At 58.6% G+C, this 17317-nt stretch carries 11 protein-coding genes and 3 pseudogenes; 4 read left to right on the top strand and 10 right to left on the bottom strand.

What is annotated here, in order from left to right; all coding sequences use genetic code 11:
• Positions 1 to 33 precede the first annotated feature (33 nt).
• The 7 genes and pseudogenes from NKI72_RS23210 to NKI72_RS23180 form a co-directional block, all read right to left on the bottom strand.
• Positions 34 to 1218: a M24 family metallopeptidase gene (locus tag NKI72_RS23210; protein ID WP_352757037.1), complete on the bottom strand. Its 1185-nt coding sequence runs from the start codon at positions 1216 to 1218 to the stop codon at positions 34 to 36.
• A gap of 781 nt (positions 1219 to 1999) precedes the next feature.
• Positions 2000 to 3220 (bottom strand): annotated as a pseudogene (locus NKI72_RS23205) (ISNCY family transposase).
• Positions 3221 to 3457: 237 nt separating this feature from the next.
• Complete coding sequence (locus NKI72_RS23200) at positions 3458 to 4495, bottom strand: IS110 family RNA-guided transposase (protein WP_352754028.1); 1038 nt, start codon at positions 4493 to 4495, stop codon at positions 3458 to 3460.
• A 344-nt stretch (positions 4496 to 4839) separates the two neighbouring features.
• The gene (locus NKI72_RS23195) at positions 4840 to 5607 is read right to left on the bottom strand and encodes an ABC transporter permease (protein ID WP_352754026.1); all 768 of its coding nucleotides are present in this window, start codon (positions 5605 to 5607) and stop codon (positions 4840 to 4842) included.
• 74 nt (positions 5608 to 5681) lie between these two features.
• Positions 5682 to 6575 carry an ABC transporter permease gene (locus NKI72_RS23190; protein ID WP_352754024.1) on the bottom strand — a complete coding sequence of 298 codons (894 nt, stop codon included), beginning with the start codon at positions 6573 to 6575 and terminating at the stop codon, positions 5682 to 5684.
• Complete coding sequence (locus NKI72_RS23185; RefSeq protein WP_352754022.1) at positions 6572 to 7657, bottom strand: ABC transporter ATP-binding protein; 1086 nt, start codon at positions 7655 to 7657, stop codon at positions 6572 to 6574. The genes NKI72_RS23190 and NKI72_RS23185 overlap by 4 nt, the downstream gene beginning before the upstream one ends.
• Positions 7658 to 7747: 90 nt before the next feature.
• Entirely contained in the window at positions 7748 to 8857 is a 1110-nt protein-coding gene (locus NKI72_RS23180) for an ABC transporter substrate-binding protein (RefSeq protein WP_352754020.1), read from the bottom strand.
• 598 nt (positions 8858 to 9455) lie between these two features.
• On the opposite strand from NKI72_RS23180, the gene NKI72_RS23175 reads away from it, so the two are divergent.
• Both NKI72_RS23175 and NKI72_RS35490 read left to right on the top strand, forming a co-directional pair.
• Positions 9456 to 9785: a serine hydrolase domain-containing protein gene (locus tag NKI72_RS23175; protein ID WP_352754018.1), complete on the top strand. Its 330-nt coding sequence runs from the start codon at positions 9456 to 9458 to the stop codon at positions 9783 to 9785.
• Between the two features lie 503 nt (positions 9786 to 10288).
• Positions 10289 to 10585, top strand: a pseudogene (locus NKI72_RS35490) (transposase); the annotation flags it as partial.
• 63 nt (positions 10586 to 10648) lie between these two features.
• On the opposite strand, the gene NKI72_RS23165 reads toward NKI72_RS35490, so the two are convergent.
• Positions 10649 to 10855 carry a hypothetical protein gene (locus NKI72_RS23165; protein WP_352754014.1) on the bottom strand — a complete coding sequence of 69 codons (207 nt, stop codon included), beginning with the start codon at positions 10853 to 10855 and terminating at the stop codon, positions 10649 to 10651.
• Between the two features lie 370 nt (positions 10856 to 11225).
• Between NKI72_RS23165 and dctP the strand changes: the two genes are divergently transcribed.
• Both dctP and NKI72_RS23155 read left to right on the top strand, forming a co-directional pair.
• A complete protein-coding gene (dctP, locus tag NKI72_RS23160; protein ID WP_352850968.1) occupies positions 11226 to 12413 on the top strand; it encodes a TRAP transporter substrate-binding protein DctP in 1188 nt (395 codons plus the stop codon).
• A gap of 779 nt (positions 12414 to 13192) precedes the next feature.
• Positions 13193 to 13415: pseudogene (locus NKI72_RS23155) on the top strand (chloride channel protein); the annotation flags it as partial.
• A 1060-nt stretch (positions 13416 to 14475) separates the two neighbouring features.
• On the opposite strand, the gene NKI72_RS23150 reads toward NKI72_RS23155, so the two are convergent.
• Together NKI72_RS23150 and NKI72_RS23145 are read right to left on the bottom strand one after the other, a co-directional pair.
• Positions 14476 to 16116, bottom strand: a complete 1641-nt coding sequence (locus NKI72_RS23150) for an acetolactate synthase large subunit (protein WP_352754010.1) — start codon at positions 16114 to 16116, stop codon at positions 14476 to 14478.
• Between the two features lie 558 nt (positions 16117 to 16674).
• Positions 16675 to 17046, bottom strand: coding sequence for a hypothetical protein (locus tag NKI72_RS23145; protein WP_352754008.1), 372 nt, complete (start codon positions 17044 to 17046; stop codon positions 16675 to 16677).
• Between the last annotated feature and the right edge of the window lie 271 nt (positions 17047 to 17317).

The raw sequence follows: 17317 nt of genomic DNA, 5'->3' as shown, positions 1-17317 counted from the left end.
GACGCTTTCGCCAGAGGGCGAGGACACCGTCGTTCAGTGGACGACCGTCAGCCGCCGTTCGAGTGAACCAAGACGTTCATACCCGGTCTCGGTCATTAGGATCGTTTCGCTGAAGGAGATTCCCTTGGCGACGACGATCATGTGGAACACCATATTAGGTTCCAGGATCCAAGTATCGCCAGCCATGAAGTCACGGGTTGCCCACTCCCCGGATACCGGCGGAAATCCAATGCCGAGGGAGTATCCGACACGCGAGCTGTAGGTCTCCCTCAGGCCGGCATCTAGCACCGGCCGGCGAACTGCGGCATCGACATCGCGTGCCACAGCGCCTGGTCGCATCAGACTGAACGCCTTCTCTTGGCATTCCAGCAGAAGGTCGGCTGTCCGGGCCAATTCATCCCCTGGCGTTCCCATTACTGCAGTGCGCATCATCGCTGCGCTGTAGCGCTTGACGCAGGCCGTTAATTCAAACCTGACAACATCACCGTTCTCGACTACTTTTTCTGTGGGAGTAGCGTGGCCGAGGTATCTCCGGCGCCCGGAGGAGAGATAGTGGGGCAGGCTCGTGTATTCGCATCCCGCCCGCACTTGTGCCTCGTGGATGGCTGCAGCCACGTCGTTCTCGGTCTTTCCGACGGCCAGTGACTGAAGGCCCGCGGCGAGACCGACGTCGGTAATCTCGGCCGCTCGCCGGATATAGGCGATTTCCTGCGGGGATTTGATTAGTCTTACCTGGTTGACCAGTCCCGAGCCGTTCTCAAGGTTGATCCTGCCCGCCGTTTCTCGCAACCGCTCGAATTGCTGAACGGTCAAGGCGAACTCGGCCTTCTCGACGCCGATTGCCAGAGGTCCGGAGAGCCAACCGAGTTCAGCGAGCCATCGAACCGTAACCTCGACGGGATCTTCGACATCGGTGTAGATCGCTTGCTGCTCACGTCCGAGCCAGGAGTACTCGTCGGCGTTAGTGCGTTCGAGTTCTCGTACCAACAGGAGCGGCTCGCCACGCGCTGGCACGAATAGGATTTGATAAGCGAAATACGCGGATGTGTGGTAGCCACTCAGGTAGTAGATATTGGCGGGCGAATAGATCATGAGCCCGACCAGATTCTTACATTGGATCAAGGCTTGGACCCGGCCGAGTCGAGAGCGGAATTCCTCCGTGGAGAATGGCTTGTTGTTCCCCCCTCCACCTGCTCCCTCGTTCGGGAAACGCGAGATTGTCGAAGACTTCGTATTCATTCTTAGCCCCGTGTCGTTGATACTTAGCCTCGCGTTAGCTAAAGGCTGGGCTGTGGAATTCATCGCCAACCCGGTCTCTCTGTCCTACGCGAAAAAGGACTTGCCGCCCTGAGCATGTAAAGGATCTTGGTGAAACTGGAACACAACGTCTTTCGTGTCAAGAAAAAAGTTATTAGCGGCTTGGCAAGGGATATTTCCTGTAATGAGATATTTCTACGGAAAATCGCTCTTACTTTTTTTCTGCGAGTTCCCCCGGCCTGTAAGCGGGGCAGGAATTCGGACAGAAGCCAATAGCGGATCGGAACCTCATGGAGGAGGAGAGCTACTGAGTCCGACTGCGGCTGCGTAGCTCCGACGGTGCGGAGGCCGTTGGAGAGTATTCGATCGGCGGAGGAGTGAACGGTTCAAAAGGACGCATTGGGAATATGCAGCGCCGCGCCAATTTACGAATTGTCATCAGTCGCCGCGACACCTCGTCCTCGCGCGGCCACACGAGCTCCCGGTCGAGATCAGCAAGCCTATCTATCGTCTAGCTAGTTTCCGTCCACAAACGCCCATTTTGGTGAGCGTTTACAAGTTTGCCGCAGGAAGGACGTCGTTTGCGGTACCGGGCCGACGCGAAGTCCAATGGATCGCGCCAGAAAGAACTCGCCGGACGGAAGTTAGTCATGGCTATGGAGCCGGCGCCTGCCGGCGGGCTGCTGATCCGCGCAATAGCTCGACGTCAGGTCGGTTTGAGACGTGTGAAGAGGACGAGATTCTAGGCCACGACCGAGGACCAGACGTAGCTCTTGAAGTGATCAAGACCGCGCCAGGTGCAGCGCGCCAAGCCGTAAGCGCGCTTGAGGCACGAGATGTCGGCCTCGATGCCGGCACGGAAGTTGCGCAGCTTGCGGTAAACCCAATTGCTTCTCACCATGTCCTCAATCCTGAGGCCGGCTTTCTTGTGGAATGCCATGTCGCGAACGCCCAAGGTCTTCGCTGTAGCCAGATTGTCGCGACTGGCAAAGCCGCCGTCGGCCGCCGCCTGCCGCGGCGCCCGGCCCCAGATACCGACGTGGCGCTCCAGCATCGGCAGCAATCGATCGCTGTCGCGCGGATTGCCCGCCTCGATCACCAGATCGAGGATCATGCCGCTCCTGCCGGTTGTCAGGTTGAGTTTGTGGCCGTATTCGGTGTCGCGGCTGCCTTTGACGATGATATCGGCATCGGACTCGAACAGGCTGACCAGCTTGTCGCTGGCTGGCACCAAGTCCCGGCCAACACCCGCCGCTCGCTCTGTCTGATGATGCGTTCGATCAGCGGCCCATGGTGACGAACCTGGGCCTGCCACAGTATGATGAGCTGAGTGCTCGCCACAGCCAATCGTTCCGTCGCCTGCTTCAGATAGGCCAAGGTCGCGCAGGCGCGCAGGCGATCGCGACCAGTTCACGGTAGAGTTGGATGCGGTTGGGTGGGCCGCGTGTGAACTGGATCTTGCGGGCGCATTTCTTGGCCGCGCGGCAATGATCCCGCCATTCCAAGCGGGCGCCACCGGCCAAGGCATCAGCCTGCTTCAACAGGCGCACCATGACCCGCACAGCGTCCCACAGCAGACTGCTGTCGCTCGGTTCGTGCATGACTGCCGAGGTCACAGTGCTGTCCAGCCGCACGACCGCACCGTCTTCCAGTTTTACCTGCCGGGCATTCGACAGCAGCGCCCGGCGAAACAGGCTGAGTCCTCGAGGTGGAATGCCAGTTCCTGATAGCTCAGTTGCCGGTATTGCTTGAGAAGCGCACAGCGCAACACCGCTTCGGCAGGTAGGCCTTGCCGCCCGGTGGCTCTGACGCTGCTCCGACCCAGGTCTCGCGCTACCAAGCCAAGCAGATTGTGGTGCTCGTCCAGCCACTGCGACATCGCCTTCAGTTCGTGGCCGATCTCGTGCGTGGCAAAAAGATCGAATATGCTGGCTTCTCTATTCGGCGGCTTGAGGTCAAGCACTTTCGAGCTTTCCGCTTCGCCGGCATGACGTCTTTCGCGGGTCTTGCTTCTCTTCGGGATCGGCGCCTTGGCCCTCCCAGTATGGGGAATCCGCAGAACGAGGTGGAACAATCTTGGACGCGTCCTGATGTACAATCGGCACCGCCAGCATAGCGAACTCACCTCATCCATCGTCCCGCGAAGGACGTTTTTCCACCGGCAAGTGGAACTTTGTTGTCTCCTTCTTAACGGCCCAGTTCAGACGGCGACCGGTGTGCTTTCCTTTGTCCAGCGGAACCGTGTGCCATCGCTCCACATGCGATGCATGATCACCGCTAGTCTACGGGCGAGCGCAACGATGGCCCGCTGCCGACCACGCCGCTTGGCGACGTTCATCGCCCAGGCCTTCAGCCAGGACCACTTCGTCACGCGCGTCAGTAGGACCTGCGCGGCTTCGTAGAGCAGCGTTCGCATCATATCGTCACCGCATAACGAGATCCGGCCGACCCGGCGGCTTTCGCCCGACTCATGGAGCACAGGTGTCAGACCCAAAACCGGTCCGACCGCTTTCGAATTGTGGAAGCGGGCAGGAATGTCGATGGTGGTGGTATAGGCCAGAGCCACGACCGGGCCTACACCTGGTGTCGTCATCAGTCGGCGGCAAACTTCATCATCCCGGACGATCGCCAGAAGCTTGCGGTGAAGGGTGGCAAAGTGCTGGCGCAGCTTGCCGCGAGCGTCGAGAAGCGGTTCGACGATTTCGGCCAGATCAGGCATGCCTTCAACCAGTTCGTGGATGCGTTGCTCGAATTTGACCGTACCGACGATGCCGACCTTGAGCCCGAAGTTGCGCAGCAGCCCGCGGATGTCGTTCTCGATGGCAATCGCCTTTTCCTGCAGCAGCTTGCGCGCCGTCAGCAACGCCCGACGCTTCTGGTTCGTCAGGGTCTTAACATGCACCGGGCGGAACAGGTTGACCCGCATCATCTGTGCGATGCCGCGCGCGTCATTGCGGTCGGTCTTGTTCACCTGCGCCTTCAGGAATGCCTTGGTGTGACGCGTCTCAATGCAGATCAACGGCAGGCCGGCTTTGGCAAGGCCCTCGAACAGCCATTGCGATAAGGGCCCGGCTTCAAGACCGATCCGCTCAAAGTTCCAGGCAGGATCCTTGAGCACCCGCGCAAGATCCTCCGGATGGCTGGGAACTTTCATCTCGCGGCAAACCGTGCCTGTTTCGTCGACGATACACACCGCCGTCTCTTTCACCGAGACGTCCAATCCTGCATGATGTTTCATGCTGCGCTTCCTTTCCTGATGCTTGTGGCTGTTTCGGACAGACCACGTTCTACCATCAGCTCGAAGCGCAGCACCTCCATGCCGCTCCGCCAAGATGGGGCGCAAGCCGAATACCCCATCTTGGACGGTGCGTTCTTGGCGCATTGTCGGCTCCGGCGGTTGCAGATTGTGCTTTGGAATCAGCGGCATGAGACCAAAGTGTACCTGAAATCGCCGGGCCTTGCCTGCGCAAAACTCCGATTAACGCAACAATATAAATATCTTGGCGTTTGTGGACGCAAACTAGCTAGGTCGACCTCTAAGCGCAGGTTCATCCCGCGTGACCTCGGCCCCAACCGCGGCTTTTATTGAAGGCCGCCCCCGCGTCTTCCCACAATCGCGTCGACGACCAAAATGATCGCGGCATTGAAGAAGATCGTTAGAGCGGAAATGGCAAAAATCGTCGGGCTGAACGAGGTGTTGGACTGTTGGAATAGCCACATCGACAGCGGGAACACGTCCACGGTGTAAAGGAAATAGCTCAACGTGAACTCGTTGAATGACAGAATGAAGACAAGTAGGACGCCCGATGCGATACCACCGCGCATCAGCGGCAGGATAACCTCAACGAAGGTACGCAGCGGCGAAGCGCCCAGTGTCTTGGCAGCTTCCTCGAGTGCCGGATCTACCTCCTTCAGCGCGGTCATGCAATTGCGCATCATGAAAGGCAGGAAGATGATCGCGTGCGCGGCTATGATCTGCCAGATGCCGAATTCAACGCCACTAGCGCTTACCAGAATAAGCAGCGAGATGCCGAGCACCACGGCCGGGAACACGATCGGCAAGCCCAGGAGTTCTTCCACCGCCGAACGGCCAGGAAAGCGATAGCGCACCAGCGCATAGCTTGCTGGCACGCCGGCAAGGACGCACACCACTGAGGCCATAAACGCAATAGTCACACTGATACGAAAAGACTCGGTGAGGCGCGTGAAGCTTGAGTTGTCTCGGGTCGCCATCTGCCAGACTTCCGCATACCACCGAAGAGAAAAGCCAGGCGGCGGAAACTGCAGGGTAGTGCTGTCAGTGAACGACATCACCACCACAACGAAATTCGGCAACAGAATCAGCGTCATCAAGATCGCTGTAATTAAGCCAATCAACGCTGATTCTTTGCCTTGTCTTCCTATGTGACCTGCCATGTTTGCAGCTACCTTTCAAATCGTGATCTATAGCCGATGAACCGATTGGCAGCCTGTACCAAGAGCACAATGATGATCAGCACCATGGAGAGCGCAGCCCCCAACGGCCAATTAAAAAGCGTACCCATTTGATCGCTAATGATCACAGCGATTGTTGAGACTCGCGAACCGCCGAGCAGAAGCGGCACCACGAATGCGCCGGTGTTAAAGCCGAACACCAGAATTGCACCGGTCAGGATTCCTGGCATGGCCAAGGGCAAGATGACATAGCGGTAAGTCTTTAGTCGTCGCGCGCCGAGCACGCTGGCAGCCTCCTCCAAATCGACCGGAATGCCGCTGAGCGACGATACGATCGGCAGCACCGCGAGAGGAATTGTTGTTTGCACGAGGCCGAGCAATACGCCGGTGGTGTTGAACAGCAGTGTAAAGGGGCGTGGCTGGCCGCTTGCCAAATAGGCTATCTGATTGATGAGCCCATCCGGGCCCAAGATTGCGACCCAACCGAAGCTCTGCACCAGAAGGCTAACCACCATCGGCAGCATGATCCCGATCAACACCAAACGGCGCGCCAGTCCCGAAGAGGTGCGCACCATGAAGAGTGCGATCGGAAACGATATGATCACCGCAAGCACTGCGCTTACGACGGCAAGCCAAATGGTATCGAAAATGATGGAAAAGAAATACGGGTCCGCCGCCTCAGAATAGGCAGCGGGGTTCCATCCGTCCCACTCGGCATAACGCGTACCAAAGCTGATGCGCAATACGGCGAGGGTGCAAACCAGCAGCAGCCCGATCAAGAGACCTGCCGGCAGCAACAACCACACAATCGGCCGCTGACGGCGGGGCGTTATCGCCAATGCAGACGGCGTTTCGGTCAATTCGTTCGTGCCGGCCACCATCATGTTTCTACCAAACGCGTTTGTTCAGGGTCGACCGTCACCCAGACCGACTGTCCCGCGCTCACGCTTCCCAAATCATCTCTGGTCGAGTGGGCAACAAGCGCAGTGCCGTCGGGAAATTCCATCTTCCAATGATAGATTCCGGCCGTAAAGCTCCGCGAAACGAGCTTTGCCTCCATACCCCCTCCTGGATCGGACACCTGCACTTTTGTCCGGCCGGGCCGGAAGAAGACTTTACCGCCCTTCGCAAGATGCTGGGCCGCCTTCACCCTTAGGCGTCGACCTGCTTCAACCTCGATTTCACAAAATGGCCCGTTCCCGTCAAAAAGCTGCCTGATTGTCAGGATGTTCGCGTCCCCAAGAAATTCGCCGACGAAACAGCTGGCGGGTGCATCGTATATCTCCGCAGGCGGGCCGACCTGAACGACCTGCCCCCCATTCATGACCGCGATCCGGTCAGACATGGTCGATGCGGTTTCCTGATCGTGGGTCACGTAGACAGCCGCGATGCCCAACTTTTTCTGAATTGCCCGCAATTCCACCGCCATATAGTCACGCAGGCGCCGATCGAGTGAGGCCATTGGTTCGTCAAAGAGCACGAGGGCAGGTTCAGTCACAAGGGTGCGTGCCAGAGCTACTCGCTGCAACTGGCCGCCGCTCAATTCGTTCGGCCAGCGCGTCGCGAAATTGTCGGGCGGCAGTTGCACCAGTTCAAGCGCCTCTCTGATCTTGGTTCGAATGATTCCGGAAGCCACGTTCCGCATCCTCAAACCAAAGGCGACATTCTTTTCGACAGTCATGTGCGGGAAGATGGCAAGGGATTGGAAAACGAGCCCGACATGACGCTGATGCGGTGCAAGCCCGGCTACATCACGCCCGTGGATCCGGATGCGACCCTCGGTCGGCGTATCAAGACCGGCGATCATCCGCATGATTGTCGTCTTTCCGCACCCCGAAGGCCCGAGAATGGAAACGATTTCGCCTCCCCGGACACTCAGCGACACTCCGTCGACAGCGCGCACCTTACCCTCGGCGAAGTGGCGTTTCACATTCTCGAGTTCTAGGGCGAGATTCTGCTCGTTCATAGGCAAGATCTTTCAGTCCAGAAACAAACAGGCGCGACGCGCCAACTAGCGCCTCGCAGGAGTGTTCATTGTCAGAACAGTGCCTCGTCGTTAGCCGAGCGCCTGAGCATAGCGACGCACCCAGTCATCGCGCACGGAAGCGAGATGATCTGCGTCAACAGTTATCGCGCGACTCGCAATGACCTCCGGCGATGGAATGTACGGGATCGCCTTTGCCTTCTCAGAAAGGACCGCCTTCGCATTGGTCGGGCCATACCAGACCTCTTCGGCCATCTTCCCCTGAACTTCGGGGTCTAACGCTCTGTTCATAAGCGCATCTATCGCCGCGCGATCACCAGGGTGCTCTTTGGGAACCACCATAAGCTGCAAGTCCACAAAGAAACCTTCGGCTAGATCTAGGGTTGCGCTCAGATTGTATTGCGGGTCTCTAATATACTCTGCATAGAGCAGTGGGGAGAATACGGCCCCAGATATAGCTGATTTCGAACGAAATAATTCAGCATCTTGCGCCGGGTTATTCTCAAACGTCAGGAGGTTATTTTTCAATTCTGCCAATAGCTTAAATCCCGCGTCCGGATTGTTGGCGTCGCCTCCTGCCATTTTGGCAGCGGCGATGATCAACTCCATCGCCCCTAGGCTTTGCGGCGGATAGACTAGGACCCCACCCTTGCTCTCCTCACTCCAAAGCACCTGATAGGACTTAGGCGCATGATCAAATACAGCTGTGTTGTACAGAAGTGCGTCGCTCCACAAAAAGTACCCCACGCCATATCCCTTTGCGCCAGACCGGTACTGCGGAAACAGGTTTTGCGAGTTGGGAATCTGTTCCCAATTGGGCTCCTCAAGGAGTCCTGCCTCTGCTAACGTTGAGGCACCGAAGCCGGAAAGAATAACCAAATCGTACTGCGGACGAGTGGCAGAGGCCCTCAGCTTGGCAATCATATCCGACGTGGTGCCCGTCAGGTCAGGTATAATTCTCGCTCCAGTCTCCACTTCGAACGGTTGAAGGATATTGCGAACCGCCGCCCGTCCGGTGGAATCGGACCATGTCAGCACTCTCAGTTCTTTGCCGGCGAATTCTTGCGCCAATGCGGTTTTTACCCACGGCATCGACAAGGCACCTGCCGCCGCAACGCACCCAGTGCCCTTCAAGAATGTCCGGCGCCTCAAGGTTCCCTTTAGTTTCTTGTCCACGTCCATAACACACTCCCCTTGGTGGGTTGCTGCCTGTTTGCACGCCCTTTCGCTCGCCGGCCTTATTTGACGAAGAGCTCTCGAGCATTGTTGGGGGTCGGCCGATCCGCGCCACTTCGAAGTGATTGTACGGTATCGCTGACCCTGACTCCTCTCACGCTCGCGCTGCATCGCTGCTTCGCTCCCTTCAAACGCCGAGCAAACGTGGGAGCACATTTCCTTCTGCCGCACACGGGTCGCGCTCTGCACCCATTCGCCACATCTGCTCGACAGATTAAATATGTCAGCCGGTCAACATTTCATGTCAAGAAAATTTTGCAGATGTTAGGCGCCATTTTTTTTCCTTTGCTCGGGCCGGCCGCAACCCAGATTCAGGCGCTAGCAATCGGCGCAACGTAAACGGGAGAAGCGTCGCGCTTGGACCGGATGAGGTCAACGCGGCGTCCTTCTAGGGAAACAGATGACCTTAGACGTCAGCAGGGGGGTGTTCGGCCTGCCGGTACCGGCCAGTTCCTGTTCAGGCTGACCGAGCAGGAGAGTCCGCACGGCGAAAGATTCAGTTACCGGTCGCCCGAGAACAATGTGCTGGGCTTCATCATGCAGCGTGCAAGCGGAAAAAACGCTGCCGGAGCTCTTCAGCACCGAGCTGTGGGCGCCGAAGGGAGCGAAGGAAGATGCCTATATCATGGTCGACCATGGCCGCTTTGCCTGCACGGATGGTGGCTTCAATGCGACTCTTTGTGACTATGCCCGGTTCGCGCTGCTGCTGCTGCGCGGCGGGAAGCTAAACGGGCGACAGATCATTCCATCGGAATGGATCGAGGAGACGCAAACCATTATTCGGGAGACCGAAGGCGCTTACCACAACACGTTCTGGATCGAGGACCATGAGCGGCGAGACTGTATGCGTGCCGTGGGAATGGCGGCCAGCTAATCTATATGGACCCGGGAACCGACTTTGCGGCGGTTAAACTGGCCGGCTGGGCCGACGGAACGGCTCGTGGCATACGTGCTCCGGAGGGAGCAGATATTGGATCGAGGCAATGGCGGCGGTCCACCCCATCAGGATGCGTTGGCGCGCCGCTCAGTTGCTGGGTGTCGCACGATCCCCTCTCGCCAATCCCGTATATCCGGTTACTCTCCCCAATTGATGCTGAACCGGCGTCCATCCCGGGGCGGCCCTACGGCTTCGAATTTCGGAACCGGGACAGGAGTATCGATTATCGCAACAAAAGCCAGGGCGACAACAGGCCTCCGCCGAGAATGGTCATCTCTCGGCGGCACGCGCCGTCGTCTCGGACCAGCCGCAGCAGTCGCGGTGCATCGCAAAATGCTCCTGGCCTGAAAAATTGGAGGATGTGGTGCAACCCTTTGAAATGACATAGGATTTGGTTGCTCACGCCGGATCCGAATCATTTCCCGGAGACCACACCCGCCATGAATGATCCTACGCTGCCGCTGACCGGTTGGTCATCTGTTCGCGGCAAGTCCGTGGTCGCGCGTTTCGACGGCGGCATGCTGTCGTCCAACAGTGGGGTCTCGCTCTGGCCGAGGTGGAAAGCGGCTGCGGCTGGCTGACCGTCTGGCGCGCTGCATCGATGATCCGCGCTGCCCGGACCAGGTCATCCATAGCGTGGCCGATATGATCGGCTTTCCCATGAAGATGATTGCCGTCGGCTACGAGGATGGCAACGACCCAACCGGCTGCGTTCCGTTCCGATCTTCAAGATGGCCCAGGCCACAAGAGATTTGCCGCCCCGCGACTTTCAAGCTCTTTGGTCAACGCTGGAGCACACGTCATCCTTTCGTGTCATAAAAATTCTTGATGATAAGCGGACAAATGATTTCTCCTTTCCCTTCCGCATTCACCGGAATTGCTGTTACACTTTCTGCTGTCTCAAGTCCGCAGCCATCGGCTTCCATTGCCGCCAAAGCAGGAGCCGAGTCCGCACTTTCTGGCAGCGCCTGGCGCCCCTTCGTCGCAGCCCTATTTTCGCCAGTCATAGATCTGCCACCTCGTCTCTCCCCGCGCGTACGCGCCACCTGGGCCGCCCAAACTCTCCGCCAAAATCCGCCCCAAATGGCGCCCGCTGCAACGACGAGGCTCGTTTCGTTAAGGTCGTGACATATAAGGCAGCCCCGCAGCGCGACCAAGCCAGCGGCCCTCGGATTTCAGCCAGTAAGAATTTTCCTTTCAAGAAAGCCCATCTGGCAGTCGGGCGGAAAAATTGGCAATCGGCGCGAAGAACACCTAGGATGGAGCCACAGACACCTGGCTGATGCGGCAAGAGGGGTTCATTCCGCAGCCGGGGTCTTGATGAATACATAGGCCATGCCAAATTGACTGCCGTGTGGGGATGGGAAAGGAGAAACTTTGAGACGCGAGACCGCAGGCGACGACTTGAGGATAGGCCCGACCTCGGAAGACAACATCGGCCAAGTGGTGGGCCAGCGGATTCGTGAGGCACGGAAGGCTGCGGGGCTAAGCCTCGAGGTGATGGCCCAGAGGGTTGGCATTTCCGTACCGCAACTCTCGAAGTTGGAGAACGGCAAGAGCACAGCGACGATTCGCTCGTTGGCCAAGATCGCCGTAGAGTTGCAACGTCCGCCGAATTACTTTTTGCAGAGCGACTCGGAAATGCCCCGCTCCCTCGGTACCCTCCTGCCGTCTTGGGACCCTGAAGGCCGTGCCATTGAGAAATTCGCCGAGCTGGTCGGAATCAAAACCGACTGCCGGGTGACCATAGTGGTCTTTCCGGCCGCGCAGCTCGGGTCGGCCGCTATCCAAGTTCAGGCGCTAACAAATGGCGCAATCGATTTATTTGCCGAAAGCTTAGGTTTTTTTGAGGGGTTCTCCGATCCACTGCGACTGGCATCTTGCCCCTTCTGCTTTACCGGCGAAGCGCATTATGACCGGTTCCAGGCGAGCCCGCTCTTCAAAAAAGAGGTGAGGAACGCCCTGAGGGCAAACTCCGTTGAGGTACTGAATCCGACTTTGAAGTGGCGTCGGGGGCCCTCCGTGGTGCTAATTTCGAAGAAGCTCATCACATCACCGGATGAGTTGCGGGGAGCACGTATCCGATGCTCGGAGAATCAAACGACATTCGCTTACCTAGAGCGCCTTGGCTGCGAACCAGTTGTCGTCCCTTGGACGCAAGTCAAAGAAGCCTTCGAGGCGGGCCAGATCGACTCGATGATCACGAATCTCAGCCATGTTGTAAGTATGGGTTTCACGCGCTTCGCGCGGTACATGACGCAACTTGATTATCGACCCCTCGATCTATCCTTTGCCATAAACCGGCAACGCTATCAGCTGTTGTCACCCGCTCTACAAGAAGGCCTGAATGAAGCTGCCGCTGAAGCGGGTCAGTATTGCGTTAATCTGATGAATCAAACTGCGGACCAACTGCCAAAACTGCTCGACGCGGACCGCGCCGTCCTAGTGAAAGCCGCCGCAGAGCCCTGGCACGCCAGATCGTTAGCGATCTTTGATGATCTTGAGCGGGCGGGTTGTTGGCGTAAGGGCCTGGTTGGGGAATTTCGGGCCCTGGTGGACGACTGACCATTGTCCGAAGTGTTCTGGAGAGTCACTAACGGCGTCGGTGTGATTAAACCCGTACGTACGCCGAAATCGTGACTTCTTTCCGTGCCCGTCAGGTTGCGGATGAACTGGTTGTCGGTGTAACCAGCAGGAAGAGGTTTGATATCCAAATTAAGAGAATAGTTGTAGCGGCCGCCGCCGATCAAGTGCCCCAGCGGCGGCAGCTACTTGGTGTGGGATCGTCTTATCCTGACCACGGGCGCGATGGATTGAATTATTCCCATCCGCGGCTGGGACATGCTTGGCGTCTTCACCTTGGGCGGTGCTCTGAAAGACAAGGCGTACGCAATCAGTGTTCCTCGGCACCGGCCCGTTATTCTGCTTAGTCGCATACCATACGTGAGGGCCGGCGCGACCATGGCGGCTTTGCCCGATACTGCTGGTTTTGGTGGGAGATCCGAGCCCATACGGAGTATGCTGGCAAGGCAGTACGGCGTTCACGAAGGGCATCTATTATCTGGGTCGAATCACTGCTGCTGATATCCCGATCAGGCAAGGCGTCGATCCGACCGCGATCGAGAAGGCGAGCGAAGGGCAGGTTCGAGGTGTCCGGCTCAGAACGACTGGCGGGGCGACCGCGATGATCGCCTGTGCCGCCGTTGGGATAGGCTTTGGGCTGAAGGCCGAAACGCAGCTCGCTGACCTACCAGATGTACCTTTTGAATTGAACGAATCGCTGCGGCAGTGGCTGCCTGTCTGCGACCATTGGAGGCGGTCGAAAGTCAGAGGGGGTCTATCTCGGCAAGAATGTCGGTGGCGGACCGTACTACACGCAGCTTGCGAGCGGCATTGCCTTGCGGGTCGGCCGAGCTTTTCGTCTTCGCCGCGGCGACATGCGCATCGTGGTCGGCTGCGGCGCGGCGGGCGCGATCGCGGAGCTTCGGTGCGCCGCTGACTGGGGCGTTCTTCTACGCCTTCGAACTCGTGATGGGCAGCTATTCGGCGACGAGCCTAGCGCCGGTTGGAAACCTACCCTCGTCGGGTACTTCATCGCGAAGACAATCGCGCCGCTTCCGATCGGAATCCTGGCAACCGACGAGTCGCGGTGTGGCCTAGGCTAGTTCGAAACCGCCGCTGCGCTGTCCCACGCGAATCTAAAGCCGGCGCTTCGTCCTTCGTTTGGAGGCCCTCACGGTGGGGCTGCTTGGGATCGTCTCACCGTAGGTCACGTCGTCCGGCAATGGGCACGCTGCCTCGCGGGCGTGTTCGACCGGCCGCTCAAACACATCGCGCTCATCTTGTGCTCCAGGCGCTCGCGTCGATGATCTCGCTCGGCTACGATTCTTCGCTCCTTGCTGTTGGGGGCTCGTGGAAGATCTTCATATCCAGCCTCGCTGCCATTTGGCCGCAAGCGGCCATACGAACGCTAATGCGATCATTGGCCGGGCGCGTCTCCGCTTCCGTCACCGGGGGTCCAGTCACCATGATCTTCATCGCGCTGGAGACCAACGGCGGCGGTTCTCGTCGTCCATGATGCGCTCCCAGCAGTACCTGCGGGCGCCCGTCATATCGGCCTTTCGCGAAGCGTTCCCACTCGGGCCGACAAGCCAGGTTGTCGCTGTCGAGGAGGGGGTCGTTACGCCGGGATTGCGATCTTGGCCTATCCGCATGAGCAGGAACTCTCGGAGTCCGGCTCGATTGAGATATCTTATGCCACATCGACGACGTGCTGCTGCCGTTCATGACAGTCAAGGAGGCGATTGAAGCGCTTCGACCGAAGGAAGGCCGAAGCACTCGCAGTCAACGACGCAGGGGCAACGTGGCGTGTGGTCGGCTCACTCACTATAGCGCATGCGCTGCGTCGTCACGCGGAAGCGCTGGACCTGAGCCGGCGCGATCTGCTTGGAGAGGAATAATATGCTCGTAGGGCCGCGGTCCCGGGCGCCGTCCGGATCGCCTTGCCGAACCGCGGAAAATTCGAGTGCTTTGAGACATATACCCAAACCTGGGCCCTTGAGGGCATGCAGCCGCTTTTCCAAGGGGCCGTATGAGAATCGTCCGGCCCAGAAGTAGTTGCGTCGCCTTAGATACCGTTCTGACTAGACAATTCGTCGACCAAGACCCGGATGTTTTCCGAATAATCTACCGGCGTGCTGATGAGATGGACACCGCCCGCCGCAAATGCCGCTTCGAGGGTCGGCACGAGATCGTCGGGGCCTTCTATCCGCCTGCCTTCGATGCCGTAAGCCTTGGCATAAGTGACAAAGTCGGGATTGCTGAAAGTCATGCCGAAATCGCTGTAGCCATTTACGGCCTGTTTCCAACGGATCATACCATAAGCGTCGTCCTGTAGGATGAGCACGACCAGGTGGTGTCCGAGGCGAATCGCCGTCTCCAGTTCCTGCGAGTTCATCATGAACCCGCCGTCGCCGCATATCGCGAGGACGCGGCGTTCCGGATAGAGCATCGCGGCCATGATCGCTGAAGGCAGCCCTGCGCCCATGGTGGCGAGCGCATTGTCGAGGAGCAGCGTATTGGCTACGCGGGTACGGTAGTTGCGAGCGAACCAAATCTTGTACATGCCGTTGTCGAGGCAGACGATGCCGTCCTCGGGCATGACCTGGCGCACGTCGTGCACGATTCGCTGCGGGGTCAGCGGGTAGCGACTTTCCTTCGCCCGGTCGGCGATCCTGGTCAGGATCCCCTCACGCAGCCCGAGAAGCGCACCGGCGTTGGGCAGCTTACCCTCGAGGCGGTCAGCAAGCAATCTCAGGCTCGGTCCGAGATCACCCACCACCTCGGCATGTGGGAAGAATACCTCCTCGACCGTCGCCGGCAGATAGCCCACATGGAGCACGGTCGGCCCCTTCGGCCCCATCAGGAAGGGCGGTTTTTCCACGGTGTCATTGCCGATCGAGATGAGGAGATCGGCGCTATCGATCGCCCGGTGCACGTAATCCCGCTCCGACAGAGCGGCGGTGCCCATGTACAGTCCGGACCCGCCTGATACCGCGCCCTTACCCATTTGCGTGTTGAAGAAGGGGATATGGAGGCGCCTCACGAAGTCCGTCAGCGCCTCGGCCAAGCGCGGCCGGCTTGCGGCTGCACCAAACATGACCAGCGGCCGCTGGGCCTTGAGGATGAGCTCTGCCGCGCGATCCAATGCCGTTGTGGGCGCGACGGGCGGGTCGATCGGATGGGGGGGCACCATCTGCGGAACCACGGCCACTCTCTCGGCTGCGACATCTTCCGGGAGCTCGAGATGGACCGGCCCTGGCCGCTCCTGCTGCGCTACCCGAAACGCTTCGCGCACGATAGTCGGGATGGTCGCGGCGCCGACGATCTGGCGCGCCATCTTAGTCAGCGGCGTCATGGTCGAGACCATGTCCACCATCTGGAACTGTGCCTGCTTCCGGCTCAGGATGCACTTCTGCCCGGTGACCATGATCATAGGCATCGCGCCGAGCAAGGCATAGGCTGCGCCCGTCGTGAAGTTCAGCGCACCGGGACCGAGTGTGGACAGGCAGACTCCGGGCTTGCCGGTAAGCCGCCCATGCGTAGCCGCCATGAACGATGCCGCCTGCTCGTGGCGCGTCACCACCAGTTTGATCGAGGAATGCCGCAGTGCTTCAACAAGGTCGAGATTCTCTTCTCCGGGTACGCCGAAGATCTGCTGAACCTTCTCGTTTTCCAGTGCAGATACAAACAGTTCGGCGCCGTTCATTGGTGTCGTCCTCAGCTGATGCTTACCAGCCTCTCGGAGCTGATCATCCGAGCGGTATGCGACTTGAGCAGGCTCAGCACCGTCTCTCGTCTCAACAATTCTCGTGGTAGCCACGACTGGCGGCCATCGCTAAACCCTGCATTTCGCAAGGTGACTGAAAGCACGCCCGCCACGATATTGATGCCCGTCTCTTCCTCAACCAGAGAGGCTGCCGTGAGAATGCCTGATCGGTTCCGCCGACGAGCACGTTGGCGCCGAGCCACACGCGGACAGCTGCCCCCAAGACAAGATTTGCAGGGATGCCTGTTGGACAGGTTCGGCCCGCTTGCCACAACACCGATCTGCCGCCGATCGAACGCAGATGACGAAATCCTCGCCTGCAGCGTCGAGCTCGTTTGCGTTCGGCAGCATGCCCACCACTTCCGGCGAATCATACGAGACTGACGTTTCGCTGAACGCGTGCCATGGCTTTGATTGAAAATAAAAATAATTCGCAGCCGCGTACATTTGCGCGTTACCGTAGATGGGTCACGTACGAGGCGATCGTTGCCGCCTCTTTCATGAAGCTAAGAGCAAGACAGCTACGCTTCGATTGCGCAGGTGCTTCTGGAGGACATCGTTATGGCGCAACAAACCTTCTTGCAGGAATGGTCCCGCCACCCACTTCTTCAAGGCGGGAGCAATTGTCACACGTTCTCCTCGACGGCTGGCCAAGAGGGTGGCCAAACTGATATTTTTCGCATAGGTACATTTATCGGGATCCGGCAATTCGTCTCGTTCGGCGAGGGTCTCTTCATTCCACTGGAACGAGATAGCTGAACTCTGCTGAGGCTGCCCCATAGGCCAGCCCATCATGAATGAGGCCAGCGAATTCCGTCTTCGTGAAGGAGTCACGCTTTCCTTTCCGACGTTGGAGAACGCTGCGGACAAGCTCGAGGTCAGTGACGCAGATCGATTCACGCGCAATTCGTAATTGCACACGGACTTGGCTGGGCTCTGCGTTGGCCAGTGGACAAATCGGCCGCGCCACATCCCATCTCTCATGTCGGCAACGTGAGGCCGTGGCTTGAGCCTCCGAAGGGCTTATTAACGACGAGATCGCCGAACGACTGAACATCAGCATCCATACCGCCGACCATGCATTTGCAGGCCGTCCGCACAAGACTAGGAGTGGCCAACACGATGCACGCGCGGTCTTGAC

The organism is Mesorhizobium sp. M0437 (assembly GCF_040321335.1).
In the GTDB taxonomy this organism is placed as follows: Bacteria; Pseudomonadota; Alphaproteobacteria; order Rhizobiales; family Rhizobiaceae; genus Mesorhizobium.
The sequence above is the reverse complement of the archived record's forward strand: the minus strand, read 5'-3'. Positions and strand labels throughout refer to the sequence as shown.